Source organism: Corynebacterium sp. ACRPF (assembly GCF_022347395.1).
Taxonomy (GTDB): Bacteria; Actinomycetota; Actinomycetes; order Mycobacteriales; family Mycobacteriaceae; genus Corynebacterium; species Corynebacterium tuberculostearicum_D.
The window spans coordinates 77,221-102,490 of sequence record NZ_JAKRNB010000006.1; the positions used below are offsets into that span (position 1 = coordinate 77,221).

The 25,270-nt window shown below is 60.9% G+C and carries 22 protein-coding genes; 1 reads left to right on the forward strand and 21 read right to left on the reverse strand.

The window, feature by feature from the left end:
• Positions 1 to 53: 53 nt before the first annotated feature.
• The 10 genes from tsaD to MHX61_RS04165 form a co-directional block, all read right to left on the reverse strand.
• Entirely contained in the window at positions 54 to 1,097 is a 1,044-nt protein-coding gene (gene tsaD, locus MHX61_RS04120; protein ID WP_239192978.1) for a tRNA (adenosine(37)-N6)-threonylcarbamoyltransferase complex transferase subunit TsaD, read from the reverse strand.
• A 9-nt stretch (positions 1,098 to 1,106) separates the two neighbouring features.
• Entirely contained in the window at positions 1,107 to 1,595 is a 489-nt protein-coding gene (rimI, locus tag MHX61_RS04125; protein WP_239192981.1) for a ribosomal protein S18-alanine N-acetyltransferase, read from the reverse strand.
• Entirely contained in the window at positions 1,592 to 2,299 is a 708-nt protein-coding gene (gene tsaB / locus MHX61_RS04130) for a tRNA (adenosine(37)-N6)-threonylcarbamoyltransferase complex dimerization subunit type 1 TsaB (protein WP_239192984.1), read from the reverse strand. The genes rimI and tsaB overlap by 4 nt, the downstream gene beginning before the upstream one ends.
• Positions 2,299 to 2,808, reverse strand: a complete 510-nt coding sequence (locus MHX61_RS04135) for a hypothetical protein (RefSeq protein WP_239193004.1) — start codon at positions 2,806 to 2,808, stop codon at positions 2,299 to 2,301. The genes tsaB and MHX61_RS04135 overlap by 1 nt, the downstream gene beginning before the upstream one ends.
• 163 nt (positions 2,809 to 2,971) lie before the next feature.
• Positions 2,972 to 4,561, reverse strand: coding sequence for an aspartate:alanine exchanger family transporter (locus MHX61_RS04140; protein WP_239193007.1), 1,590 nt, complete (start codon positions 4,559 to 4,561; stop codon positions 2,972 to 2,974).
• A gap of 89 nt (positions 4,562 to 4,650) precedes the next feature.
• Positions 4,651 to 5,151: a tRNA (adenosine(37)-N6)-threonylcarbamoyltransferase complex ATPase subunit type 1 TsaE gene (gene tsaE, locus MHX61_RS04145; protein ID WP_239193012.1), complete on the reverse strand. Its 501-nt coding sequence runs from the start codon at positions 5,149 to 5,151 to the stop codon at positions 4,651 to 4,653.
• On the reverse strand, positions 5,141 to 6,244 hold the full coding sequence (gene alr, locus MHX61_RS04150) for an alanine racemase (protein ID WP_239193075.1): 1,104 nt from the start codon (positions 6,242 to 6,244) through the stop codon (positions 5,141 to 5,143). Before alr ends, tsaE begins: the two co-directional genes overlap by 11 nt.
• 82 nt (positions 6,245 to 6,326) lie before the next feature.
• Complete coding sequence (locus MHX61_RS04155) at positions 6,327 to 7,850, reverse strand: ABC-F family ATP-binding cassette domain-containing protein (RefSeq protein ID WP_239193015.1); 1,524 nt, start codon at positions 7,848 to 7,850, stop codon at positions 6,327 to 6,329.
• Between the two features lie 192 nt (positions 7,851 to 8,042).
• Positions 8,043 to 9,914 (reverse strand): glutamine--fructose-6-phosphate transaminase (isomerizing), encoded by a 1,872-nt coding sequence (glmS, locus tag MHX61_RS04160; protein WP_239193018.1) that lies wholly within the window; start codon positions 9,912 to 9,914, stop codon positions 8,043 to 8,045.
• A gap of 95 nt (positions 9,915 to 10,009) precedes the next feature.
• A complete protein-coding gene (locus MHX61_RS04165; RefSeq protein WP_239193021.1) occupies positions 10,010 to 12,814 on the reverse strand; it encodes an FAD-binding and (Fe-S)-binding domain-containing protein in 2,805 nt (934 codons plus the stop codon).
• Positions 12,815 to 13,019: 205 nt separating this feature from the next.
• Between MHX61_RS04165 and MHX61_RS04170 the strand changes: the two genes are divergently transcribed.
• A complete protein-coding gene (locus MHX61_RS04170; RefSeq protein ID WP_239193024.1) occupies positions 13,020 to 13,853 on the forward strand; it encodes a dienelactone hydrolase family protein in 834 nt (277 codons plus the stop codon).
• 4 nt (positions 13,854 to 13,857) lie between these two features.
• On the opposite strand, the gene MHX61_RS04175 is transcribed toward MHX61_RS04170, so the two are convergent.
• The 11 genes from MHX61_RS04175 to eccCa form a co-directional block, all read right to left on the reverse strand.
• Complete coding sequence (locus tag MHX61_RS04175) at positions 13,858 to 14,118, reverse strand: hypothetical protein (RefSeq protein WP_204610194.1); 261 nt, start codon at positions 14,116 to 14,118, stop codon at positions 13,858 to 13,860.
• Complete coding sequence (locus MHX61_RS04180) at positions 14,118 to 15,935, reverse strand: hypothetical protein (RefSeq protein WP_239193033.1); 1,818 nt, start codon at positions 15,933 to 15,935, stop codon at positions 14,118 to 14,120. Before MHX61_RS04180 ends, MHX61_RS04175 begins: the two co-directional genes overlap by 1 nt.
• The gene (locus MHX61_RS04185; RefSeq protein ID WP_239193036.1) at positions 15,932 to 16,213 is read right to left on the reverse strand and encodes a hypothetical protein; all 282 of its coding nucleotides are present in this window, start codon (positions 16,211 to 16,213) and stop codon (positions 15,932 to 15,934) included. Before MHX61_RS04185 ends, MHX61_RS04180 begins: the two co-directional genes overlap by 4 nt.
• Before the next feature lie 145 nt (positions 16,214 to 16,358).
• The gene (gene glmM, locus MHX61_RS04190) at positions 16,359 to 17,702 is read right to left on the reverse strand and encodes a phosphoglucosamine mutase (RefSeq protein WP_179387396.1); all 1,344 of its coding nucleotides are present in this window, start codon (positions 17,700 to 17,702) and stop codon (positions 16,359 to 16,361) included.
• A gap of 48 nt (positions 17,703 to 17,750) precedes the next feature.
• Positions 17,751 to 18,029 (reverse strand): type II toxin-antitoxin system HicB family antitoxin, encoded by a 279-nt coding sequence (locus tag MHX61_RS04195; protein WP_370658402.1) that lies wholly within the window; start codon positions 18,027 to 18,029, stop codon positions 17,751 to 17,753.
• 93 nt (positions 18,030 to 18,122) lie between these two features.
• Positions 18,123 to 18,656 carry a 30S ribosomal protein S9 gene (rpsI, locus tag MHX61_RS04200; RefSeq protein ID WP_204610198.1) on the reverse strand — a complete coding sequence of 178 codons (534 nt, stop codon included), beginning with the start codon at positions 18,654 to 18,656 and terminating at the stop codon, positions 18,123 to 18,125.
• Positions 18,656 to 19,099 (reverse strand): 50S ribosomal protein L13, encoded by a 444-nt coding sequence (gene rplM, locus MHX61_RS04205; protein ID WP_204610199.1) that lies wholly within the window; start codon positions 19,097 to 19,099, stop codon positions 18,656 to 18,658. Before rplM ends, rpsI begins: the two co-directional genes overlap by 1 nt.
• Positions 19,100 to 19,504: 405 nt before the next feature.
• Entirely contained in the window at positions 19,505 to 19,792 is a 288-nt protein-coding gene (locus tag MHX61_RS04210) for a WXG100 family type VII secretion target (protein WP_239193042.1), read from the reverse strand.
• Between the two features lie 69 nt (positions 19,793 to 19,861).
• Positions 19,862 to 20,176 (reverse strand): WXG100 family type VII secretion target, encoded by a 315-nt coding sequence (locus tag MHX61_RS04215; RefSeq protein WP_005328030.1) that lies wholly within the window; start codon positions 20,174 to 20,176, stop codon positions 19,862 to 19,864.
• A 142-nt stretch (positions 20,177 to 20,318) separates the two neighbouring features.
• On the reverse strand, positions 20,319 to 21,443 hold the full coding sequence (locus tag MHX61_RS04220) for a type VII secretion-associated protein (protein ID WP_239193045.1): 1,125 nt from the start codon (positions 21,441 to 21,443) through the stop codon (positions 20,319 to 20,321).
• Complete coding sequence (eccCa, locus tag MHX61_RS04225; protein ID WP_239193048.1) at positions 21,444 to 25,163, reverse strand: type VII secretion protein EccCa; 3,720 nt, start codon at positions 25,161 to 25,163, stop codon at positions 21,444 to 21,446.
• Positions 25,164 to 25,270 lie beyond the last annotated feature (107 nt).

Consider the following 25,270-nt stretch of genomic DNA (forward strand, 5'->3'; position numbering starts at 1 on the left):
GCTCTTTAGAGTACCGGCCCCCTGCCCCGTCTGCAGCGCGAGCGAGAAGAACTTTAGGTTAACTGCGGCTCTTCTACATCCAGCTGGGTATCGGTGCCTACGCCGAGGCCAGAAGGCTGGGCACCTTCATGGATGAGTTGCGCGCCGATGGCCGCGATCATCACGCCGTTATCGGTGCACAGCGAAAAGCGCGGCACGCGCAGCTCCACCCCAGCGGCGGCGCAGCGCGCGGCGGCCAGCTCGCGCAGGCGGGAATTAGCTGCCACGCCGCCTCCCAATAGCAGCACGCGGGCGCCGGTGTCCTCGCAGGCACGCACGGCCTTGGCAGTCAGGACATCGGCCACTGCTTCTTGAAAGCTGGCGCAGACATCTTCCACGCTGATGGTCTCCCCTGCCTTTTCGGCGCGCTCCACATAGCGGGCCACGGAGGTCTTGAGCCCAGAGAAGGAAAAATCGTGGCGGTGCGGGCCGCGCAGATCCTCGGCGCGGGACATGCCGCGCGGGAAATCGATGGTGGCTTCGCCGCGGGCGGCGAGCTTATCGATCACCGGACCGCCCGGGTAGCCCAGGCCGAGGAGGCGGGAGACTTTGTCGTAGGCTTCACCGGCGGCGTCGTCAAGCGTAGAGCCCAACTCGCGCATGGGCTTGCCGACGGCCTCTACTTCCAACAGCTGCGTATGCCCGCCCGAGACCAAGAGGGCCACCGAGTGCGGCAGCTCTTCGCCTTCCAGGTTGGCCACGGCAACGTGGCCGCCGAGGTGGTTAACGCCGTAGAAGGGCACGCCCCAGGCCGCGGCATAGGCCTTGGCGGCCGAGGCTCCCACCAGCAAGGCACCGGCTAGACCCGGCCCCACGGTGGCGGCGATGGCATCCGGCTTTTCGATGCCCGCCTCATCCAGCGCCGCCCGCATGACCTGCGGCATGGCCTCAAGGTGGGCACGGGAGGCGATTTCCGGGACGACGCCGCCGAAACGCGCGTGCTGCTCCATGGAGGAAGCAACGGCGTTCGCGATGATGTCCATGTGGCCGTCCTCGCGCAACTCGACGATGCCCACGCCGGTTTCATCGCAGGAGGACTCGATGCCCATGATCTTCATGACTGCTCCTTAATCTTTTGGGCGCTCGGACTGGCGCGGGCGCACCATCACGTGCGCATCCGCCCCGGAGGGTTGGTAATAGTTTTTGCGGATCCCCTGCTTGGCAAAGCCGTAGCGCTCATACAGGCCAATTGCGGGATCATTGCCCACGCGAACTTCGAGGAAGACTGGGGCGTCCTTGAGATCCGCGATATGGCAGATATTGTCCATCATCATCCGCGCGATGCCGCGGCGCTGCGCGGCGGGGTCGACGCCGATGGTGTGGATTTCAAACTCCGGGTCCGCGGCTGGGCCCATCATGCCGATGCCCGCATAGCCCAATAGCTTTACGGGCGCCGGTTCCTCGATCGCGCCTTCCACCCCGAGATAGAAGTTGAAGGGCTGGGCCATTTCTTCCCGGAAGATCCGGCTGGACCACGGAGTTTCTCCTGGGAAAAGGACCTCTTCCAGCTCGGCGCACCGGGGCGCATCGGCCGGGGTCAGCTCGCGCAGCTTCACAGTTCGACCCTGGGGATGGCGGCAGAAAGCTGCTGCTGCTTCGGCGGGACCGCGTCCGGGCGGCGTAGGTACAGCGGCACGACGGGAGCGGGTTCTGCCTCGAGGTCGGCCGCGGCAACGAGGGCCGTCGCACTCGGATGGGCCGCGCGGTGCGGGAGGGCGGCGAGCCGCTCGGGGAGTTGCTCAGCAAGGCGGTCAGGAATGATGACCTCGGCGGTGGAGGCAAGTTCCACTTCGAGTTCGGCCGGTTTCGTCACCGCGGGGCCAGAAATGCGCTGCACGCCGGAGTCGGTAGCGCGATAAGTAGCCCAGTAGATCTCTTTGCGGCGGGCGTCGGTAGCAACCAAGGCGGTCGCTTCCTCGGCCGCGGCGGCAGGATCGACGTGGAGCTCGGCTGCGGCCGCGATGGCATCGTGGGTGCAGATGCCGTGAAGGGGGATAGAGAGGGCGTCGGCAAGCGCGGAGGCCGTCGCCATACCCACGCGCAACCCGGTAAATGGACCCGGGCCCACGCCGGTGACCACCGCTTCGAGGTCGGAAAACTCCATGCCCGCCTCTGCGAGGACCTCGGTGATGGTAGGAATGAGCAGCTCATTATGCGCGCGCGTATCCTCCAACACGCGCTCGGTGCTCTGCCCGGTGACGGTATCCACCACCCCGGTAACCAGGGCGGTGGTGGCCGTGTCGATCGCGAGGACGCGCATTAGGCAACCATCTTCCAGGTGCCATCCTCGCGCTGGAAGCCCAGCGGCTGGGTGCCCTGGATCATAGGCACGCCACCATCAAGGCTCTGGCCCTGCTGCTCCATGGCCTTGACCTGCATGTCAATCATCTCGCACACCTCGACCTTTTCCGGATCCAGCTCTTCGATGAAGGGCTTAGCGCTCTGGGAGATGGCTACCGCGTAGCTCTTGCCTTCCGGCACCGCACCGTCTTCAAAGGTGATGTTCTCGGTATCGATCTGTGCCTCTTTAACCTTGTCTTCGCGCATGCCCGGGCAGATGAAACCAATGGCAGGGTATTCCTCGCCATAGACATCGGTAGGCATGACGGTCATGACCTCCAAGTTATGTGGCGCCTTGGACAACGTGGAGGTGAGGTTTCCCTCCAAATGGTTATCCTCGCGCAGCGTGGAGGAGGCCAGAAGAACCATCATGACAACGATAAAGATGGCGATGATGGCGGCGGTGAGGTTGCGAGCGAATTTAGTCATGGGGTGCGTATGGCTCCTTGAAAAATGTTTAAGTTTCAGGCGGGCGGCGGTAATTCTGGCAACCGATGCTACCTGGTTAACCGCAACACAAAACCCACAGGGTAGTGCCTGCCAGTGTAGGCGGGCGACCCTGTGGGTGAGTAATTAACGCGCGATATTGCCGCTATAGCAATAGCAAGAGCAACACCTGCGAGGCAATAATCTTGCCGATAATTGTGGTGGGATAGACCGTAGCCCATCCGCGGCCGGCCAGCTCGGTGCCGGTTTGGTCACGAATATAGGCAAAGACTGCCGGGTTGGTGGTCATGCCGGCCGCACAGCCCATGGCCTCGTCCCACTTCAGCTTGAGCACCAGCATGCCGATGACGCCGATCAAGATGGCGGAGACCAGCGTAATGATAAGACCCACGCCCATGATGGTCAGGGAGGATGGATCCGTCAGGGCATCACGGAAGGAGGCACCGGCCGAGGTGCCCACGCCGGCCAGGAACAAGGTAAGGCCCATATTGGACAAGGTCTCACGAGTGTGGAATGGCATCTGCCAGTTCAACGGCCCGGTACGGTTGAGGTAGCCCAAGAGCAGACCGACGACGACGGGACCGCCACCAAAGCCCAGCTGCAGGGTAGAACCGCCCGGCATCGGAATCGGAATGAGGCCGAGAAGCATACCCAAGGACAGGCCGATGGCCATGGACAACAGGTCCGCGTTGCCCAAAGCGGCCTCAGAGTCACCGAGGTATTTGCGCACGTACGGCAGGCGGCTCGGGCTGGTGACCACGCGAACGCGATCCGAGTAGTTGAGCACAGTGTCCGGGTGCGGCACGAGGTCCTTATCGCCCTTACGGATACGAGCGATGATAAAGCCGTGGTCGAGGGCCTTGATCTCGCGGACGGATTTACCGGCAATCTCCGGGTTGGACACGGTAACGCGGGTGTATTTAAGCCCAGCGTCCTCGGTCAGCTCCACTGGGTGTTCTTCACCCAAGACCTCAATGGCCTTATCGACGGCCTCTTCGGAGCCGTTGAGCAGATATGCTTCACCCTCGCACAGTGGCATTTCTGGGACGGCGAGGCGGTGGCGCTCCTCGTCGGAGATGATACGAGTAGCCACAACAGTCTGGCCGGTAACGCGGTAGATATGGCCAGCGGTGTCATTGAAGTTCTTGGTCAGGCGCACGCCTTTGGCTACGAGCTCGGCGGGAATCATTCCCTCTGCGCGGGCATCTTCCTCATGGTTCACCTTGACAACCTTGGCGCCAATGGCGGCGACGAGAATCGCGCCGATTACCGCACCTGGGTAGGCCAAGGAGTAGCCAACGACCGGAGTGGAATCGCCCACCATTTCCACCACGGCAGCCATGCCCGGCGTAGAGGAGAGCGAACCGGCGAACATACCGACGGCCTCTGGCACGCTCAGGCCAAAGCCACGGATAAGGCCATAGCCAACGGCAACCAAAATAACCAGCATGCCCAGCATGAAGACGGTGAGCTTCCAGCCGCGGGTTTTAAACTCGCGGACGAAGGAAGGCCCGAAGTTGAGGCCAATGGCATAAACGAAGATCGCTAGGCCAAATTGATAGACCAGCGGCGGAATTTGGATATCCGGATTGGCAGTAGATAGACCCAGTGCCACAAACATCGCAGCCGCGGCACCGAGAGAGATACCGAAAATCTTGATCTTGCCAATCGCTAGACCCACCGCCATGATGACGAATAGAGATAGCAAAGGACTTGAGGCGAGAAAATTCAACACCTTAATAGAATTACGTAGTGGTTATACCCGGATCAAGTTAGCCACTCAGTGATAATGATCACTTTATCCCCCTGGAGCTGAGATATGTGCTATGCAACATCTTGCCAGGACCATGTGAAGCGGCGAACATCCTCATCTGCGTCGTCATAGTCCGCCGGCTCGCGGTCAATGCCGATAAATAGGTAGCGCTCCGCAATCTGTTCCACGAGTCCCCCGCCCCATTCGGCAATAACCACGGCGTCCTCTAGCTCCGTGTCCAGATCCAGCGCGTCGAGCTCCCCTAGCGGGTCCCCGGAATTAGCACCGCCTTCATCGAGCAGGCGGTAGGCATCCACGTGCACAAGGTCTGGCCCACCCACAGTAGAGCGGTGCACGCGGGCGATAACGAAGGTTGGCGAGGTAACGCGGCCTTTAACCTGCATGCCCTTGGCGACGCCCTGCGTCAGCGTCGTCTTTCCAGCCCCCAACGGCCCATCCAGGATCACTACATCGCCGGCTTCAAGCGCCGCACCTAGCTCTTCACCAAAGGCATAGGTGTCTTCCACCGTGGATAGGTCGCGGCTGCCGGATTCGGGAAAGCTATTGCGCATTTTCTTCTCCTATATATTCGCGTTCGGTGCGGCCATCGGGCAGGCACACCACCTCATAGTTAATGGTGCCTGCTGCCGCGGCGAGATCCGTGGCCGATACTCCCCCGTTGCCAAAGATCACGGCGTCTTGCCCCGTGTCCACGCCATGCGGGTTCTCACCTAAGTCCACCACAATCTGATCCATGCAGATTCTTCCTACCTGCGGGTAGAGGTGCCCACCAATGCCCACGTGCAGGTCGCCCTGATAGCCACGCGGCAGGCCATCGGCATAACCACAGTCCACTGTGGCCAAAAATCCCGACTTATCCGCCTTCCAGGTCAATCCGTAGCACGTGCCCTCCCCCGGTTTAATGGGCTTGACGTTAAAAATCTGCCCGGACCAGGTCATGGCCGGGCGCAAGCCGTGTTCGCGTCCTTCAATGGGCTCCAAGCCATAGCAAGCGGCGCCTACGCGCACCTGCTCGAAATAGGAGGAAGGACGCGTCAGCACTGCGGGCGAATTGGCCAGGTGATTGATTGGGCATTCCAAACCAATCTCACGCGCGAGTTGCAGGGCCGTGCGGAACGCCTCCTCTTGCGCGTCATTGTGCGGATTATCCGGCTCATCGGCGCACGCAAAGTGGGACATGAGCCCGAGCACCTTGATGTGTGGGGCATCGCGCAACACCTTAAAGGTCTCTGCCCAATCCTCTTCGTCCACACCGGAGCGGTGCATGCCGGTTTCCACCTTGACGTATACCTCAGCAGGAAAATCGGCCTTGACCAGCTTATGCGCCTGCTCAAGGGAGTTGACTGCTACCTCGATTCCATTGGCCAAGGCTTCTTCGAGGATTTCATCTGTTTGCCAAATCCACGCCACGATGGGCGCATCCACGCCCGCGCGGCGCAGGTTCACGGCTTCCCGCAGGGTGGCCACGCCAAAGCAATCCGCGCCGGCGCGCGCCATCACCGGCACAACCTTGGCCGCGCCGTGCCCGTAAGCATCGGCCTTGACCACGCACATCAGCTTGACCTCCGGACCCACCTTTTCCTTGATGAGGCGGACGTTGTGCGCAATGGCGGAGAGATCAATCGTGGTTTTCAGCATGCCCACCATTGTGCCACTGCTCACCCTTGGGCTGAATTCGGGCAGGGTGTGGCGCACTGACTCGCGATACCTCCACCTTGGAGTCGGCTCATCCAATGTCCTCTATAGAAACTTGCCTCGTAAGTTTGATCCGCGAGCAGAAATCTTCATCATGGCTCACCACTAGCAATGCGCCCCGATAGTTTTTCAAGACTGAGACCAACCAATCAACAGTTGAAATATCGATGTTGTTAGTCGGCTCATCGAGCATTAGCAATTGCGGCGCCGGATCCGCTAAGAGCACTCTGGCGAATTCCGCCCTAAATCTTTCGCCTCCCGAGAGGGTCCCTGTCAACGCATGAACCGAGTCAGATTGAAACAACAACTGAGCTAGCTGATCACGGATGAACTGCGGATCCTCTCGTGGATTCGCGTTGGTAACCACGTCCCATACGCTTAGAGAAGGATCTAATCCAATTCGTTGACGCAAATACCCCGAGTTGCCGATCACGTAGCCCGCCTCACCGGAGTTAATTCGGTTTAAGAGCGTGGTCTTGCCACTTCCATTTGGTCCTGACAAGCGCACCCGTTCTGGGCCGACAATCGTCAGCCCAGGAATCGAAATAACCCGCTTTCCTTCCGGCAGCTCAGTTTGTGGCAGCTCGATATAGACCGAATCATCATCTCGTATGTTTCGCTCAGCTCGAGCTAAAGAGCGTTGGGCCGCTTCAACTGCGCCTGAATGGATTTGCGCTCTGCGTGATGCCGTCTTTTCGGATCGCTGCTTATCAAGCTTCATCGTCATGCCTGGTTTGCGCTTCGACTCCGCGAACTTCTTTCCACGGCGCGCATCACGCGCAATTCGTGTTTGCATTGCTTGTTGTTCGCGAAGTTGCTGCTTATAAGTCGCCTTGGCGGCAGATACTGCTTTTTGAGCTACTTCCTGTTCTGCATTAATCGTGGCTAGGTAGTCGGAATAGTTGCCTTGGAAGAAGCGTAGGTTCCCATCCCTTAATTCCGCTACCTCGGAAACTACATCCAACAAGTCTTTGTCATGGCTTACCACTAACACCGGCGCAGCGGCATTCACCAACATTTCTTTCAGATGCTTCTTTGCAGATCCGTCGAGGTTATTGGTCGGTTCATCAAGGATAATGAAATCCGGCTCGGACAGGAACACCGCCACCAAAGCGACGCGTACCGCTTCCCCTCCAGAGAGGCTTGCGATAGGGCGGTCTAATGGGATATCCAATCCAGCGGCGGAAAGGGCAGCGGCAATGCGCTCACCGACGTCCCATTGCTCCCCAATTAACTCATAAAGTTCTGGTTCATACTCACCGGCTTCGACTGCGTAAATCGCCGCGAGCACTTGGGTGACACCGAAGATGTCTGCTACTACATCATGTTCATTCCAAGCAAGGTCTTGTGACAGGTACGCTATCGATTCCGGCTTTTCCACCGTTCCAGCAGTGGGCAAGATTTTGCCAAGGATGACGTTAAGCAGAGTTGTTTTTCCTGCACCGTTATCCCCAATGAGCGCAGTTAAAGGACCAGAAAAGACACCGTTTAGGCCACTGAAGCAGGTTGTGCCATCGGGCCATACTAGGGAAAGGTCGTTCAATAAAATAGGCATGCTTAAATCCGTTCTTCCTTTAGTGTTTTACGCAAAAACACGACGGATGAGCACTGCCTACTCCTTTCACCGACAACAATTGCTCCTAATAGCATAACAGTTTCAAGCTTCAATGAAATGCCAAAGCCCCCTTCCCTTCCACGCAAGAAACGCAGCAGGCAAGGAGGCTTAGCTAGTACCGTTCGGCGTGGATTACTCCACGGTCACGGACTTGGCCAGGTTACGCGGCTGATCCACGTCGTAGCCCTTGGACTTTGCTACATGGGCGGCGAAGATCTGCAGCGGCACGGTGGCCAGTAGCGGCTGCATGAGGGTCGGTGCCTTCGGGATGCGGATGACGTGGTTAGCGTAATCCTCCACGGCGGTATCGCCCTCTTCCGCAATCACGATGGTGATGGCACCACGGGCGCGGATCTCCTGGATATTGGAGACAACCTTGGAGTGCAGGGAGTCGCGGCCGCGCGGGGACGGCACGATGACGAAGACCGGCTGGCCTTCCTCAATCAGTGCAATCGGGCCGTGCTTGAGCTCGCCGGCGGCAAAGCCCTCGGCGTGCAGGTAGGCGATCTCCTTGAGCTTGAGCGCGCCCTCAAGAGCTACAGGGAAGCCAACGTGGCGGCCCAAGAAGAGCACGGATTCCGCATCCTTCATGGAGTTGGCCAGGTTGGCCACCTGGTCCTCTTCGTCGATGACGTTTTGAACCTTGTCCGGCATGTGGCGCAGCTCAGCCAGAACGCTCTGGATTTCATCGGCGAACATGTTGCCGCGCAGCTGAGCCAGGTAGAGGCCGAGCAGATAGGTAGCGGTAATCTGCGCCAGGAAGGCCTTGGTGGAGGCCACAGCGATTTCCGGACCGGCGTGGGTGTAGAGCGCGGCATCGGATTCGCGCGGGATGGACGAGCCCTGGGTATTGCAGATGGCGATAACCTTGGCTCCCTGCTGGCGGGCGTGGCGCACGGCCATCAGGGTATCCATGGTCTCACCGGACTGGGACAGGGCGACGACCAAGGTCTTCTCGTTCACGATCGGATCGCGGTAACGGAACTCGTGGGCGAGCTCGACCTCGGTAGGAATGCGGCACCAGTGCTCGATGGCATAGCGTGCCACGTGGCCGGCATAGGCGGCGGTACCGCAAGCGATGACGATGATCTTGTCGATGGACTTCAAAACGGTCTCATCGATGCGCAGATCATCGAGGGTCAGCTGGCCCTGTTCGTCGAAGCGGCCGAGCAGGGTATCGCGCACAGCGGAAGGCTGATCGTGGATTTCCTTTTCCATGAAGGAATCGAAGCCACCCTTTTCGGCAGCGGCGGCATCCCATTTGATTTCAAAAGGCTTGCCCTGTGCAGGGTTGCCCGCATAATCGGTGATTTCTACTTCGTCGGCGGTGATGGTCACGACCTGGTCGTTGTCCATCTCCACGGCGGACTTGGTGTAATCGATGAAGCCGGATACGTCGGAGCCAAGGAAGTTCTCGCCCTCGCCCAGGCCGATAACCAGCGGCGAGTCACGGCGAGCGGCAACGATGCGATCGGCCTGCTCGGCGTGGATGGCCAGCAGTGTGAAGGCGCCCTCCAAGCGGGAGCAGGTCAGCTGCATTGCCTTGGTGAGGTCCCCAGCGGCCTCGTTGTGGAAGACATCGCCCAGCAACGTAGCGGCAACCTCAGTGTCGGTCTCGGAAACGAAGTTGTAGCCCTTGTTCAAAAGCTCGGACTTGAGCTCGGCAAAGTTCTCAATGATGCCGTTGTGCACCACGGCCAGCTTGCCGCCATCGACCACGTGCGGGTGCGCATTCAGGTCGGTAGGGCCACCATGGGTAGCCCAGCGGGTATGGCCAATGCCCAGCACGGAGTCTGGCAACGGGCGGCCATCAATCTCAGCATCCAACGCAGCGACCTTACCGGCCTTCTTGCGCCAGCTAATGTCCCCATCGGCGTACATTGCTACGCCAGCGGAGTCATAGCCGCGGTATTCCAAACGGCGCAGCCCTTCCAGGACTACGTCGAGGGCGAAGTAATCACGGTCACCACCAGCGTGACCAATATATCCAACAATTCCACACATGGTTGCTGATTTTACAGCACGTGGAAGAAACCTCTAGGCGGGCGGGGCGTCGGCAAGCGGGGCATAGTGCCCCACCCGCTAGTGCGCTGGGAAAACTAGCGCGTCGCCTGCTCCAAAAGTTCCAGAATGTGGTGATAATCCTCGCCGGTAGCACGGGTCAAGCCGAGCTCGCAGGTGCGGTTGGTCGAGGCGTGATACTGCGCCCCGATTTCCTTGACTTGCGCTGCCTCGGCGCGCGTTGCGGCGTCGGTTAGCTCCGGATGCAGCATGCCGCGTTCGCCGGCATAGCCACAGCAATTCCATTCAGTGGGAATGTGTACCTCGGCCGCGGCGGCGCGGGCTACCTTCTCCACATCTTCCATCATGCCCAGCTGGAAGGCAGAGCAGGTGGGGTGCACGGTCACGGAAGCCGCGGGGTTCTTGACCGCAAGCTGCGGCAGGAGGGTATCGGCCGTAAAGCTAATGGCGTCGATGACGGTAATGCCCACGGACTCCAGCATGTCCTTAAATCCGGCGGTGCAGCTGCTGGCGTCCACGATGACCGGCAGGCGCGCACCATCGGTGGCCTCCATGACGACATCGCGCACGCGCTGCTCCATCGCATCGTGGCCGGCCTGCATGCCCTTAGACGCCCATGGGGTGCCACAGCAGAGCTTGTCGATGCCCTCCGGAACCTCCAGCGCTACCCCGGCGCGCTCCAAGAGAGCCACGAAGGAATCGGTAGTGCCCTTGCCACCACCCTGCGGGCCAAACATGGTGTTCACGCAGGCAGGCAGGTAAATTCCGGTGGTCTGCGCGTAGCGGTCACCCACGCGCCCGGCCAAGCGGCCACGGGACTTGCCGCCCTTGCCCAGCTCCGGCTGGTACTGCGGCAAGTTATCGGTGCCGATGAGGCTGCGGCCCACGTCGGTGACCTTCTTGACCAGCTCAGTGGGCAGTAGGTGCGCGCCGGTAAGCGCCAGCCCGGCTCCTTGGCTAACGACCTGCCAATTCTTGGCGGCAGCGCCCCACAGCTTCTGCTGCGCTGGTTGGGCCTCCTCGCGGCGCAGGCGCTTGATGAACTTGCCGGTATCGATACCTACCGGGCACGCGGTCCGGCACATGGAATCCACCGCGCAGGTCTCGATGCCCATGTATTCATAGGCCTCATCCAGCTCGGCTACTAGCTGGCTATCGCCAGCTTCTTCCGCGCGCTTGCGGGCGCGGCGCACGACGATGCGTTGGCGTGGGGTAAGCGTGAGATCGCGCGATGGGCAGACCGGCTCGCAGTAGCCGCACTCCACGCAGCGGTCCACTTCCTCTTCCACGGTGGGGTTGAGCTTGATGTTTTTGATGTGCGCATCGGGGTCATCGTCCAAGATGACGCCCGGGTTCATCGTATTGGTGGGATCGCAGGCCCGCTTGAGTTCTTGCATGACCGCGTAAAGTTCGTCGCCATACTGGCGGCGTACATACGGCGCCATGGCCCGGCCGGTGCCGTGCTCGGCCTTGAGGTTGCCCTCGGCCGAGAGTACCAAGTCGACCATGCCCTCGTTGAAGTCGTTATAGCGGCCGATGGCGTCATCGCCTTCAAAGCGGTCCGTGAGCAGGAAGTGGATATTGCCGTCCTTGGCGTGGCCGAAGATTACGGCGTCGTCATAGCCATAGCGGGCAAAGAGTTCCTGCAGGGAAGAGCAGGTATCAGCCAAATCCCCCACGGGCACGACGATGTCTTCCAAAAGCGCGGTTGTACCGGACGGGCGCGCCTCAGCGACCTGGGCGTAGAGGCCCTTGCGGAAGCTCCACGCGGTATTGCGCGAAGCGGCGTCGGCCGAGAAGGCGGCTGGCGATTGCAGCGGCAGCTCGCGCAGAAGCTGCGAGCCCTTGCCCTCCTTCTCCCGCAGTTCTTCTTCCGCGTCGGCGTGGTACTCAATGAGCAGCGCGGCCTGCTTATCCACATCGAAACCGGTGATGGCCTGCGGGACCTTGTCAAAGCCTTGGCCCACGCGGATCGAGGCAGAGTCCATCAACTCCAGAGTGGCCGCCCCGGTATCTAGCAGGGCCGGCAGGGACTTGGTGGCGGCGGTGAGGTCATCAAAGACAGCCACCGTGGTGGTGGTCAGCTTGGAAATCGGCACCGTGCGGAATACCGCTTCTGCAATGAAGGCCAGGGTTCCCTCCGAGCCGATGAGCAGGTGCTCAAAGAGCTTGACCGGGCTATCAAAATCCAGGAAGGAATTGAGGCCATAGCCCATCGTGTTTTTCAGCTGGAAGTGGCGGCGGATAATATCCACAGACTCCTGGTTATCGCGCACGCGGCGCTGCAGGCGGGTGAGCGTTTCCACCAGCTCCGGTTCTTGCTGTTGGAACTGCCGGTCTGCATCCGCATCGGCGGTATTGATCACGGTGCCGGTAGGCAGCACAAACGTTAGCGATTCCAGAGTGTTATACGTATTGAGCTCGGTACCGCAGGCCATACCGGAGGAGTTATTGGCCACCACGCCACCGATGGTGCAGGCAGATTCACTAGCCGGATCCGGGCCAAGCTTGCGATTGCGCAGGCCCAGGCGGGCGTTGACCTGGCGCACCGTGGCGCCGGGCTGGACGCGCACGCGCTTGCCCTCATCCAATACCTCGATGCCGCGGAAGTGCTTGCGCACGTCCACCAGGTAGCCATCGCCGGAAGCCTGGCCGGCAAGGGAGGTACCGCCGGAGCGCAGGGTGACCGGAACATTCTGCTGCCGGCCCGCGCGGAAGATGGCGGCCACGTGCTCGGCCGAGCGGGCCTCGATGACTGCCTTGGGGGTGTACAGGTAGTGCGAGGCATCGGAGGCATGTGCCACGCGGTCAATGACCTCGGCCTTTACCTCCATCCCATAACGAGTAGAAAGTTCTTCCACATCAACGACGCCGGTAGTCATGTACCGCAGCCCGCCTTCCCAGAAAAATTAGAGTATGTAGTTGCCCACACATTGCACTCCCCTACCCACAGGGGCGCAAGTTAGGAGGGGCTTAGGAAAGCCTTTCCACCACACCCGTGGCTCGGCTGGATACTACGCAGACATTTCTCAGATAAACCCGCACCCTTTCCCGCCTAGCGGGTGATCTTCCTCTATCCTGGAATGCGTGTCTGCGAATTTGAATAAACATCTAGCAACGTTGTCGAAGCGCGGTCGCAACCGAGTTTTGGTTGGCGACCTTGACTATGCCGGAATCACCGGCAAGGTTTATACCCCTGCGGAGGGCCAAAGCCTGCCCGCCGTGGCCTTTGGCCATGACTGGATGCACAAGATTAAGGATTACCACGCCACCCTGCGCCACCTGGCTAGCTGGGGCATCGTCGTGGTAGCCCCCGATTCCGAGACCGGCCCCTTCCCTAACCACCGCAACCTGGCCGCGGATATGGAATCCGCGCTGCAGATTGCCGCTGGGGTAAAGCTTGGCGCTGGCAATATTACGGTCTCCCCGGGCAAGCTCGGCATGATTGGCCACGGCATGGGCGGTGGCACGGCCGTGCTTGGCGCCTTGGATAACCAGAAGGTCGCCGCCGTCGCCGCGATTTATCCTTCCATCACCGCGCCGTCTGCGGTGCAGGCGGCGCGCCGCATTACTACCCCGGGCTTGGTCATTGGCGCCGGCCAGGAAGACATTTTCAATGCTGGCAACCCCGCCAAGCTGGCCCATAACTGGAATGGCCCAGTCTGCTTCCGCGCCATCGACAAGGGCAGCCACGCCGGCTTTACCGAAGATCGCCTGCGCAAGCTGGCCATCGGCACCGCCGCCTTCCAGTCCGGCCCCACCGAAATCGCCCGCGGCTTGGTCACCGGCTTCCTGCTGGCCACCCTCAATGGCGATTCCACCTATGACGCCTTTGCGGATCCAGAGGCGAGCGCCAAAAAGGTCCAAAGCCTCGTAGGCGAGGACTTGGCCGAGCGCGCCGGCGTCACCCGCGACGCCTAAGGTATTAGCCCCGCCGCAGCACAGATTGCACCTGCCCCGACGCGTTCCTTGAGCGCGCCGGGGCAGCGCCATATCGGGGCCTTGGCATCGCCGCCGCTTGCCGACGCCCCACCTGCCCTTTCTCCCTTCGCGCCTCCTGCATGGCTTTATCCGCGGACTTTTCTAGCTCGTCTTGCGCTTTCGCCAGCGTTTTTTCAAATTCCAGCAGGCGTTTAGCCGTCCTTTCCCGAAAGCCCTGCGCAAATTCTGCGAAGTCGTTATTCATTACCACTGACCTGCCTTTCGTGCCTTAATGGTTGGTTCTTCTGGCGCGGGTGCCGCCTCCTGCTGCGGTGCTGGGTCCGGTGCCGGTGCTTCTTCTGGAGCCGGCTGCGGTGCCGGGGCCGGTTCCGGTGCCGGTGCTGGTTCAGGAGCCGGGGCTGGTGACGGTGCCTCTGCTGGACCGGCCGCCTGGAGGTGTGCCACCTTCTCTGGTGGCGGCGTTGGCTCCTCTACCTGAGACAGCTCAGGAGGTGGCGCCATAACGCCATCATCACCAGCTGGCTCGGGTTCGGGGCATGGCTCGGGTTCGGGGCATGGCTCGGGTTCGGGGCATGGCTCGGGTTCGGGTTCGGGCTCAGGTTCCGGGCAGGGATCAGGTTCTGGTTCTGGCTCAGGCTCAGGGCCCGGTTCAGGCTCTTGCACCGGGCAATCCGCGTCGGACATGTGCTCCAGGCACTGCGCGGCACCTTCCACAATGAGGCCCACGCCTACTAAAGCGATTCCGGCCCCTACCAGGCCGAGGCTGCCACTGCAGGAGGATTCAATTCCACAGCCTTCTGAGCTGGTTTGGGTCGTTTCCACACATTCTTCAGAATTTCCCGCGGTATTTTCCGGGCAGAGTGTTTCCTCGCCTGCGCCCGAGTCAGAAGCGGGTTCTGTATCCATGTCTGGCTTGGGTTCCGGCTCTGGCTGGGGTTCAGGGTCCGGGCACGGTTCTTCTACTTGATGTGGCTGTTCTGGCGGCTCCTGCGGCGGAATGATCTCCGCCTGCGCCGGCCTGGTGATCTCTACGTCGCGCTGGGACTGTGATGGACGCTCGGTAAATGGTTGCTCGGTGCACTGATTGCAGTGGCAGCCCGCGCCGTGTTCTGCAGTGGTCTCCGTGTGCACTTCCGTCTTGGATGATTGCTCCGGCTCGGGCTCGGGGCATTCCCTTGGTGGAACTGGTGGTGGCGAAGGAGGCGTCGGCTGTGGCGGCGCGGAAGTGGTGTGGCTCGATTCTTGCTTTGATTCAGGCTCCGGCATGGGCGTGGGCTCTGGTGGGCACTCCACCTGGGCCGGCTCGGTGGGCTGCAACGGCGGAGGTGGGCACTCTTCCTTCGGCATCGGCTTAGTGGGAGTAGGAGTCTCCGGGCATTGCTCTACCGGTGCCGGGCAGGCGTCATCTGTAGGTTTAGCCGGCGTCGGGCATTCTTCCGGCATTGGGCGCTCGCAGACGCATTCGCAGCGCGATTCAAACTCGTTATAGCAGGACTCAATCGCATCATCGCGGTCGCGGCAGGTGCTAGCGATATTGTGATTCGTCTCTTCGATAACGCGCCCGCCGATGGTGGAAAGAATCGGGATGATAAACCTGGCCAGCGGGTGCTTGGTGGCCACCATGGACAAGATATTCAGCAGTGGGATGACCGCAGAGATGAGCTCGGTAAGGGCAGTGTCGGAGACATCGACGACGTCGGCAATAGCGCCCGAGCACTGCTCCGCCGAACTGGTGAGATGGGCAGCATCCTGGCGGTCAATGTCGAAATCTTCCTGCACGCCGCACAGGTGCTCGCGGATAGCGCCTTGAGCAACCTCGGAATCATCTTGCTGCAAATAGCCCGCTAATCCAGCACCGCCTCCCTTCGGGCGGTTACCGCCTACGGCCGCAACGGTGTTTTTCACCAGGTTTTCGGGCGCGATGCCGTCCACCGCACCGACTAGCTCCCCCAGTAGGTTCATCGGCATGCTGGGGCCCGAGTAGCTTCCCAAGCAGGCGAACTGGAATTGGGAAATCGCGTTGGAATAGTCCCCCAGCAGGGATTTTGTCAGCGTACTCACTTGCTGTCCGCCTCCCCGCCGCGCGCAAAGGAGCTGCCGAAGGACTCATCAAAATCGGCAAAGGCGCGCACCTGTTCATGAGCGGCATGGGCGGTGGCGGATAGATTATCCAACCTCTGCCCGCCGCGCTCATGGATGCGCGCCAAGACATCGCGAATGCGCTCACCGTGGCCGCCAAAGTTGCGTCCAGCCGCGGCCACCGGAAAATCCGGCACCTCGGCCCGGTGGGCATCGCGTTGTTCGTCGTTATCGGCTACGACCTGCCGTAGTGCGGACATCGCCTCCAAGGGGCGAAGAAAAACCTTAGACACTGGTGTATTCCCCCAAATCCATATGCGGTAAAAGTTCTCACCTTCATTGGACTGGGGATTGCGCCAAATGGTTCCCTAGGATGCCAAAATTCTTCCGCACCCGGCGGTTGCGCTAGACCGAGGAAACGATGGCGGAAAGCCTGCCGGCAACCTTGCGGGCCTGCTCCTTATCGGCGGCCTCCACCATGACGCGGAAAACCTCCTCAGTGCCGGAGGGGCGCAACAGGACGCGGCCGGTTTCGCCGAGTTCTTCCTCGGCCTGGGCAATGGCTTCTTGTACCTCGGGGGCGTCCATGATGACACCCTTATCAGAAACCGGCACGTTAATGAGTACCTGCGGCAGCACGGTCATCACCGATGCCAATTCCTTTAGGGACTTCCCGGACTTGGCCATGCGCGCCATGATGGACAGGCCAGTAAGCGTGCCGTCGCCAGTCGTGCAATCATCTGGCAACACGACGTGGCCAGACTGCTCGCCACCCAAGGAGAAATCGCCGCGGTTGAGCTCTTCCAGCACGTAGCGGTCGCCTACTGCGGTGTGGCGCACCTCGATGCCTTGTTCCTGCATGGCTAGCTTCAGGCCCAGGTTAGACATGACGGTTGCTACCAGAGTGTTGTAGCGCAGGTCATTATCCTCCTTCATGCCTACGGCCAGCAGTGCCATAATCTGGTCACCGTCAACAACATTGCCCTCGGCATCCACAGCCAGGCAACGGTCGGCGTCGCCATCGTGGGCTAGGCCCAGATCGGCACCATGCTCGACGACGGCCGCCTGTGCCTTTTCAATGTGCGTCGAACCGCAGTCCTCATTGATATTGAAGGCATTCGGCTTGTTGTGGATAGCAATAACCTCTGCACCAGCCGCCTCGTAGGCGATCGGAGCAACCTTGGAGGCCGCACCATTGGCGGTGTCTACGACCACCTTGATGCCGCCCAGGTCGGTGGAGACCACTTCCTTCAAGTGGTTGAGGTAGCGCTCGCGTCCGTCCGGGGCCTCCGAAATGATACGGCCTAGCTTGGTGCCGGTCGGGCCATCCTCGGTGAGGTTTTCCATGGTGGCTTGAATCTGATCTTCTACCTCGTCCGGCAGCTTCTTACCACCTGCGGAGAAGAACTTGATGCCGTTGTCTGGCATCGGGTTGTGGGAGGCGGAGATCATCACGCCCAAATCCGCACCATAGTCATCCGTCAGGTAGGCAATCGCCGGCGTAGGCAGCACGCCCACGCGCACCACGTCCACGCCGCGGGAAGCCAGACCGGACGCAATCGCTGCATCCAGCATCTCGCCAGAAACACGCGGGTCGCGGCCAATAATGGCCAGCGGCTGGCGCTCGTAGGATTCACGCTTGGCGGTAAATACCTCTGCAGCGGCCTGGCCTAGTTGCAAGGCCAGAATTGGGGTCAGCTTCTTGTTCGCGAGGCCGCGAACGCCATCGGTTCCAAAAAGTCGAGTCATGCAGTCAATTATGCACTCCTGTGCCCATCGATTGCATGTTGGGGCGGTTTAGGCGGAGGCAAGCTTCTGGTTTATCAAGGCGTTGAGTGAAATTCCTTCCGTCCTTGCTTCCATGACCAGCTTGCGATGCAGCGACGGAGAGGTTCGAACGTTGAATTTTCCCGAATATGACCGAGTCCCCAACGGTTGTGGGATGACTTCCCCTGAAATCTGCATATCTTCTACTACTTCCGCAACCAACTTCAGAAGTTCCTGCTCTGCACAGCTACGGTCAGAATCCAGCCACGATAGTGAAGGAAACTCGGCAACCGTCGCCACAAACTCAATATTCTCTGCCGAAGCTCAAAAACGACGAAAGCCGCCACTTCCCAAAGGAAGCAGCGGCTTTGCGTAGCGCTTGCGCGCGCAGTATAAGCGAGATTAACGCTTGGAGTACTGCGGTGCGCGACGTGCCTTGTGCAGACCAGCCTTCTTACGCTCAACTGCACGAGCATCTCGGGTGAGCAGACCAGCCTTCTTGAGGGCGGTGCGGTCAGCCGGGTTGTAGATGTTCAGTGCACGAGCGATAGCCAGGCGCAGGGCGCCAGCCTGACCGGTTGGGCCGCCGCCGTTAACGGTGACCTTGAGGTCGAACTGGTTCTCGCGCTCCAGCAGGGTCAGCGGAGTGAGGATATCCTGCTGGTGCAGCTTGTTCGGGAAGTACTCGCCGAACTCGCGGCCGTTAACCACAATCTGGCCGGAGCCAGCAACGAGGCGAACACGTGCGACGGCGCGCTTACGACGACCGACGGTCTGGATCGGGCCCTCGTGTACCGGAGCGGCAGCCTCGACCTCTTCGGTCTCGGCCGGTGCGATGGAGTCACCGATGGTGTTGGTGAACTCTTCGGTAGCGGCGCTTGCTGCAGCGATGTCAGCAGCGTCGGCTACGTTGTTGTCGATGTTCTGCTCAGACATTACTGTGCCACCTGCTTAAACTCGAAGGTTTCCGGCTTCTGGCCGGCGTACGGGTGCTCTTCGCCTGCGAAGACGTGCAGCTTCTTGATGGAAGCGCGGGAGAGCTTGTTGTGCGGCATCATGCCGGCAACGGATTCTTCGATAACGCGAACCGGGTTGGCGTCCAAAGACTGACCCAGGGTCATGGACTTCAGGCCGCCCGGGTAACCGGAGTGGCGGTAGCGCATCTCGCGGCCGCGCTTGACGGAAGAAACGTGGATCTTGTCAGCGTTGATGATGATGACGTGGTCACCAGCATCAACGTTCGGTGCGAACTGTGGCTTGTGCTTGCCGCGCAGCAGGTCTGCAACGGTGGAAGCGAGCTTGCCCAGCACCACATCAGTAGCGTCGATGACGTACCACTTGCGGGTGATGTCACCGCTCTTTGGGTGGAAAGTAGACAATTTGACTCCTTGAAAGTCTGTCTCGGAACTGCCGGCCAGCGCTAAGCATCCATTCACTCCCGTACAGCGGCCGGTGGAGACCTGCAGGGAGCGCTTCGCCAGCTGCTTGCCGACGAGCGAACACATAGGTTTCCTACCCTACTTGCTCACCTGCCCAAAGACCAAAACACCGAAACCGGCACCTTCCGCGGCTCAAACGGGAGGTGCCGGTTCGTGGGTACGGACTAGAAAGGTACGACTTCAAAGAGTGGAAGAGATTGCAAGAGAATAGAGCTAGAAAAGGAGTAGCCACGCTGGTTTCGTGGCCAAGGCTGCGGCTGCGTCCGCCTCCTGCCACGCGGGTGTGGTCAGTGGCACCGCAGCTCCGACGGGGACAGCGTGGAACCGTGCAATCAGGGTGTGGATTTAGCCCCAGCTTGCGGCGGCGCGACGGTTGACGTCGCTCATTGCATCGTTGCCCTGCGCGACGGTCTTGGAGATGGTGGCGAGCACGGTGTTGAGTTCCTGGGATGCCTTGTCCCACTTGGCCTGCGCTTGGTTATAAGCCACGGCGGACTCACCCTCCCAGGTGCTTACCATCGGCTGTAGGCGCGCCTTCAGGTCTGCCAAGGTGCTGTTGATGCGACCAGAGGTGGCGTTGATGTCGGCTGCGGCGGAAGAAATGGCACCGAATTCGTACTTGATCTCGGACATGTGGTGGTTGATTCCCTTCTGTGAATCTATAGCTTTTGGGCTGCGGAGTAGTGAAGTGTGCGGTGCGGTTTAGAGGGCGAGGCCGCCGCCCACGTTGGAGAATGCCTGGGTGTTTTCTGCTTCCACGTTGTCGAAGTTGTGGGCGTTGCTGCGGATATTGTCAGAGATAGAGGCCAAGGCCTCGCGCAGCTGCTGTGCAGAGGTGTTGTAGCGCTGCATCAGGTCATCGAAGGAGACCTGCGCCTGGCCAACCCAGCTGCCACGGACGGAGTCGACGACGCCCTGCAGGCGGGTGAGCTCGCCTTGGACTTCATCATTGGTGTTATCGACTTTGCCAGCGGTGGCAACCATGACATCGGCTTGTGTCTTGAAAGTCTGAGACATAAGAGTGCGCCCCTCCTTAGGGCGGATGAGATTGTGTGTATTTCCCCCGAAAAAGCAGCTGTGCTTCGCATCTGTGCTTTCTCACCTTTATTGGACTGAACTTTCCGCCAAACGGTTCCCGGCTGGGGCAAAGTTTTTGAGACTATTTTTTGACCAGGCTTTCCGTGGCCATGCGGCAGGCTGCCTTTTGAACGGCGTTGGAGTTATGCCGGGTATGGCACCCCACGGACATCTGGTGGCCTCGGTCTTCCCAAGTGGTCCATTCCACCAAGGAGCCGTCCCCGGGGTCTTCGGTATAGGTCAGGCGCCCTGCCTCATCGGTGGCATCGCGAAGCGTCGGATCTTCGTCGACCTGCGCGTGAATTTCTTTGAACAGGGCATCCGCCGGCACGTTAAACATCTCATCCGCCGCCAGCAGGATGCGTAGGTTCGGGTCTTTCCCGGTGGCGGTGACCAGACCATCTTCTACCTTGGTGTGGAACCCACTGGGGACTACTACTGACATTCCTTCCACGTCTAAGCGCTTTTCGCCTGGGTTCAATTCCTCGCTGCCGGAATCTGACGCGCCTGGCATTCCCGGTTGCGGCGAGGCCGGCGCGAACTCCGCCGCACCATCGCCGCTTGGCTCGGCAGCGCGGGGTTGCGGGTGCGATGCATCCGGAGCGGCGTCGCCTTCACCTGAAGCTTGGGCACCGATGGTCCACCAAGAAGCCCCAGCCACGGCGATGATGACCACGGCAATTGCCACATGAAAGATATCGATGGCTCCGAGCCAACCGCGCAGGCGGTCGGTCCAGCGTGGCGTTACCGGTTCGTCATAAGCAGGTGCTTCCATCACCGTAGTGGGAGGTGCCGAATCAGTGGCTTCAGGAACCGGGTGAGGAGGCGGATCGAGTGGGTCCGGGGCGGCTAGCGGGGAGATGGTTGGTTCTGGGTCGATGAGGTGCACCCCGGTGACTTCCAATTGCCGGCAGATAATAGAGGTGGCTTCCTGCGCAATTCCCGTGCCGGAAGAGTCTGCCACCACGCAGGCTTCCACGTCGGGCCAGGACGGTCCCGCCATCTTGGATATCTGATCCATGACTTGGCCTAAGGCCCAGCCTTCCACAATGCCGGTTCCCGGCAGGTCATAGCGATAGACCGTTTCGGGCCCTTCAAAGATTGTGGCCGCATCCAGGATGGTGACGGTAATGGGGCCGGCGGTGGTCTCCCCACCAGTAGGGATAGGGGTGTCGGTTGGCGTATGCGCGCTGAGATTGGTGGTCATTTACTTTTCTCCTTCTAGGTACACCGCTTGGGCGACGCCGAGGTTTTCACCGCGGATGCTCCACTGACCGCGCCCGGGTGGTTGGTGGCAGGGCTTGAGGCCGAAGATGGTTCCTTCGTCGCGGTCGGCGTCGAAAAGCAGCAGCGCCGGCTGCAGATCGCGCACCGCGGAAAAGAATTGGCCAAAGAGGGCACGGCCGATGCCGCCGGATTTGCGAGCGATAACAAGGTGCAAGCCAATGTCGCGGGCATGTGGGAGCAATTCCAGCAGTGGCGAGAGGGCAATATCGCTCAGCAGGTCCGCATCATCGATGACTAGGTAAATATCTGGGCCCTGCCACCAATCTCGTGCGGCGAGCTGCGCCGGGGTAATGTCCGGGCCAGGCAGGCGAGATTCCAGGGTCCGGACTGTATCGACAATGGTCTCTTGCGCACTCGACTGCGTCGCGGCGTAGGCAGCAACCATGTTCTGGTCCAAGGTTCCTAGGTGGGCTCGGCGCTGGTCGATGACCACGAGCCGGGCGTCTTCCCTCGCAAAAGCGCTAATACCGCGCATGACCTGCGCCAGGAAGGTGGACTTGCCACACCCCTGCGCCCCGATTGCCACTAGGTGCGGCTCGCGCGACGGATTCCAGGTCAGCGTATCGAGGTCGCGCCCGCCGATGCCCCAGGCGATCTCACCGGCGGGAACATCCCCTTGAGCTGCGAGTGCGGCCGGGGTAAGCACGGCGGGCAGCATCTTGAGCTGAGGAACCGGCTGAGCCTCCGCATGAACGCGGCAGATGTGAGCGATGTCCTGGTTAGAGGTGCGAGCTAAGAGCATATTCTCACCCGTCAAGGTGAGCCCGCGGCCCGGCGCGCAGGGAAGCTTTTGCTGTAGTTTGCGGTCGATGAGCGAATCCAAGGCCTCGCCTAGGCGCAGCTCGAGGCGGTTGGCAATGAGATCGCGGATAGCGGGGCGCATCGTGGTCCACCGCGAAGTGGCAATGATGACGTGCACGTGGGCGGAGGCGCCATCGGCGACGATCTCGGTAACCTTCTCCGCTATGTCTTCAAACTCCGCATTCGAGGTACCGATGTGGTGCCAGCCATCAATGACAAGGAAGGTTGCGCACCGTTCTGGACGGCGGATAAACCCAGCTACTTCGTCGACGATGCGCCGTACCTTTTCGCCCTCCTCGCGCCCGGCAACTCCGGCCACGTGGGGCAGTCGCTCCAGGGATGCTAGCTGACCGCCGCCAAGATCGATGACGTAGAAGCGTGCCGCCTGCGGATCATGCCGTAGAGCTAGCGCAGAGACGATCGTGCGCAGCGCACTCGATTTACCGGACTGTGGACCGCCACACAGGGCCATGTGTCCGCCGTGCTGGGTGAAATCAATAATCAGCTCGTCCTGGCGTTGGTAGTACGGCCTATCGATAATGCCGATGGGCGCGCGCAGCGACCCTTGGTCCACTGCGGGCGAGACTGCACCCGCGTCATCTGCACCGGAAAGCCCCGGCAACGCGGATAGCTCAATGACCGGCGGTAGCGGCGGCAGCCAGATGCGGTGCGCCGATTGATCGCGCAGGTGGGCCTCTTCCGCCGCGGCGCGCACGACCTCGGTAAGCACAGTGGTGGAGTCATCGAGAACCACCGCAGCGCTAGTATTGTCCTCTTCCTGGGACCAGCCATGAAAGAGCTGCACGCGGCCGCGGGACGCTGCGGGGTGGTCCACGGAGGCGTCGGCAAGCGTCCGGCGCGGCAGAGGCCCAGACACATAAGAAGCTTGGAAGCGGGTCAAGGCCTCGGCATCGGATTTGAGGTAACCCGCGCCAGGCTGGCCGGGCAGGTGGTAGGCATCGGTCACGCCCAATACCTGGCGGGATTCCGCTGAGGAGAAGGTTTTCAGGCCGATTCGGTAGGACAAGTGGGAATCTAGCCCCCGCAAGCGGCCTTCTTCGAGCCTTTGGGAGGCCAAAAGCAGGTGCACGTGGAGACTGCGCCCCAAGCGGCCGACGGCGACAAAGAGTTCCGCGAAATCCGGGTGCTGGCCCAAAAGCTCCGAGAACTCATCGACCACAATGACCAAGGCCGGCAGCGGCCCGTGCTCACGCACCGCGGTGGCAGAGGAGTTGTACTCGCCGACATTGGCAAAGTTTCCGGCGGTGCGCAGCAGCTCCTGGCGGCGGTTCATCTCGCCGGAGATGGCATCATACATGCGTTCTACCAGCGTAGATTCCTCCTCCAGGTTGGTAATCACCGCGGAAGTATGCGGCAGGCGGTCGCATCCTAAAAATGTCGCGCCGCCCTTGAAATCCACCAACACAAGATTGAGCTCGTCCGGACTATGGGTAGCCGCCAGCGCGGTGACAAGCGTGCGCAGCAGCTCCGACTTTCCGCTGCCAGTCGCACCGATGCACAGGCCGTGCGGGCCCATACCGCCGTGGGCAGATTCCTTGAGATCTACCGTGACGGGCTGGCCCACCGTATCGATGCCGATGGGCACCATGAGACGCGCCGAACCCTCTCGGCCATGCCACATGCCACTGGCCGCTAGCTCTTCCACATCGCGATAGCCCAGAAGGCCCATAAGGTCACTGCCGCGCCTGCCAGAAGTGCTATCGGGGCGGCGGTAGGAGGCCATACTGCGCGCAAGCAAGGTCGCGCCGGCCGTACTCATTCCGTCGGGAGAACCGAGGTCTTCCACCCCTGCCGCGGTGACCACCTGCAGCTGCTCCCCTGCCACGAGGCTTAGTCCTTCGTGCTCGGCGCGTACCCCCAGCGCCGAAGACGGCGCCCCACCGACCTCAATGATGGTGGTGTAGGAATCATCATGGAAGAAGTCCTCGGTGCCCGTGGTCAGCACGCCATCGACTATGAGGATGCGAAAGCGCGCCTTTTCCGGTGTGCGCGCATGGGGCAGCCACTTCAGCCACTCCCACTGGCCACCGATGGCCTCGATCCCGCAGGTTTCCGGGCCATGCGCCAAGGCCATCTGCAGCACCATTGCGCGCACCATATCGCGGGAGGGATCTGCGGGCTCTTCGCTCCGAGTCGACGCCATTCCGGACACGGACAAGAAGCGAAAGGCCTGCAGTTGGATAACCACCGGCATATCGGGAACGGTGCCCACCGCCTTAATGGTCTGGCGCATGCTCACCGCACACACCGGGTCCAGATCTTCCGTGGCACCCGAATCCGGCACGTTGATGGGGGTGCACAAAGTCGTTGGTCCAGTTCCCACGCGTACCTCGAGGGCGTCCGAGTCATCTGGGCCACGCTCCCACATGCGGCGCGAGCCGACTAGAGTGCTGAGTTCCACCGGTGCCGGGTGGCGATAACTTTCATGTGCACGCTGCGCCGAGGCATTGCGCAGCGCCTTTTCGCGCAAGGCTTTGATGTGGCGCAGGTAAGTGCGCCGGGTTTCATCCGGATCCTGCCCGCTGTTATTGGGCCCAAACATCATGGCCATGCTCGCCAGCATCATCAATGGAAACATCAAAGCCATCGGGCTAATCTGCCGGGATTCCCCAGCGCCTAACACCATGAGGGCAACCATGCCGAGCATAGCCGCAATCATCACCACCGGAAGTAGCAGCCGCACCAGCGGCACCGGTTGCGGGCGCACCGCCTCCGGGACTTCCTCGGCCTCGATGCTGCCGGTGGGCAGCGGCGGCGCAGCATCCCGCAGTGGCATGGTCAACGGCTCAATGACGCGGGTATCCCCGATCCCAAGCATGCCTAAATAACCTCCCCCGAGCCACGCGCCAAGCGCCCTTGGCCCCCTGCCAAGATTCCCCGCGCTGCGGTGGACACGTCGCCACTAGTAAGCCACAATATGTGGCA

Bases quoted from the DNA above. Each gene is read 5' to 3' on its own strand.
- tsaD (WP_239192978.1), bottom strand. From the start codon at position 1,097: ATGAAGATCATGGGCATCGAGTCCTCCTGCGATGAAACCGGCGTGGGC.
- MHX61_RS04210 (WP_239193042.1), bottom strand. From the start codon at position 19,792: ATGTCCGAGATCAAGTACGAATTCGGTGCCATTTCTTCCGCCGCAGCC.
- MHX61_RS04215 (WP_005328030.1), bottom strand. From the start codon at position 20,176: ATGTCTCAGACTTTCAAGACACAAGCCGATGTCATGGTTGCCACCGCT.
- glmM (WP_179387396.1), bottom strand. From the start codon at position 17,702: ATGACTCGACTTTTTGGAACCGATGGCGTTCGCGGCCTCGCGAACAAG.
- tsaB (WP_239192984.1), bottom strand. From the start codon at position 2,299: ATGCGCGTCCTCGCGATCGACACGGCCACCACCGCCCTGGTTACCGGG.
- rpsI (WP_204610198.1), bottom strand. From the start codon at position 18,656: ATGTCTGAGCAGAACATCGACAACAACGTAGCCGACGCTGCTGACATC.
- MHX61_RS04185 (WP_239193036.1), bottom strand. From the start codon at position 16,213: ATGTCCGCACTACGGCAGGTCGTAGCCGATAACGACGAACAACGCGAT.
- glmS (WP_239193018.1), bottom strand. From the start codon at position 9,914: ATGTGTGGAATTGTTGGATATATTGGTCACGCTGGTGGTGACCGTGAT.
- MHX61_RS04155 (WP_239193015.1), bottom strand. From the start codon at position 7,850: ATGCCTATTTTATTGAACGACCTTTCCCTAGTATGGCCCGATGGCACA.
- MHX61_RS04220 (WP_239193045.1), bottom strand. From the start codon at position 21,443: ATGACCACCAATCTCAGCGCGCATACGCCAACCGACACCCCTATCCCT.
- MHX61_RS04165 (WP_239193021.1), bottom strand. From the start codon at position 12,814: ATGACTACCGGCGTCGTTGATGTGGAAGAACTTTCTACTCGTTATGGG.
- tsaE (WP_239193012.1), bottom strand. From the start codon at position 5,151: ATGCGCAATAGCTTTCCCGAATCCGGCAGCCGCGACCTATCCACGGTG.
- eccCa (WP_239193048.1), bottom strand. From the start codon at position 25,163: ATGCTTGGGATCGGGGATACCCGCGTCATTGAGCCGTTGACCATGCCA.
- MHX61_RS04135 (WP_239193004.1), bottom strand. From the start codon at position 2,808: ATGACTAAATTCGCTCGCAACCTCACCGCCGCCATCATCGCCATCTTT.
- MHX61_RS04175 (WP_204610194.1), bottom strand. From the start codon at position 14,118: ATGAATAACGACTTCGCAGAATTTGCGCAGGGCTTTCGGGAAAGGACG.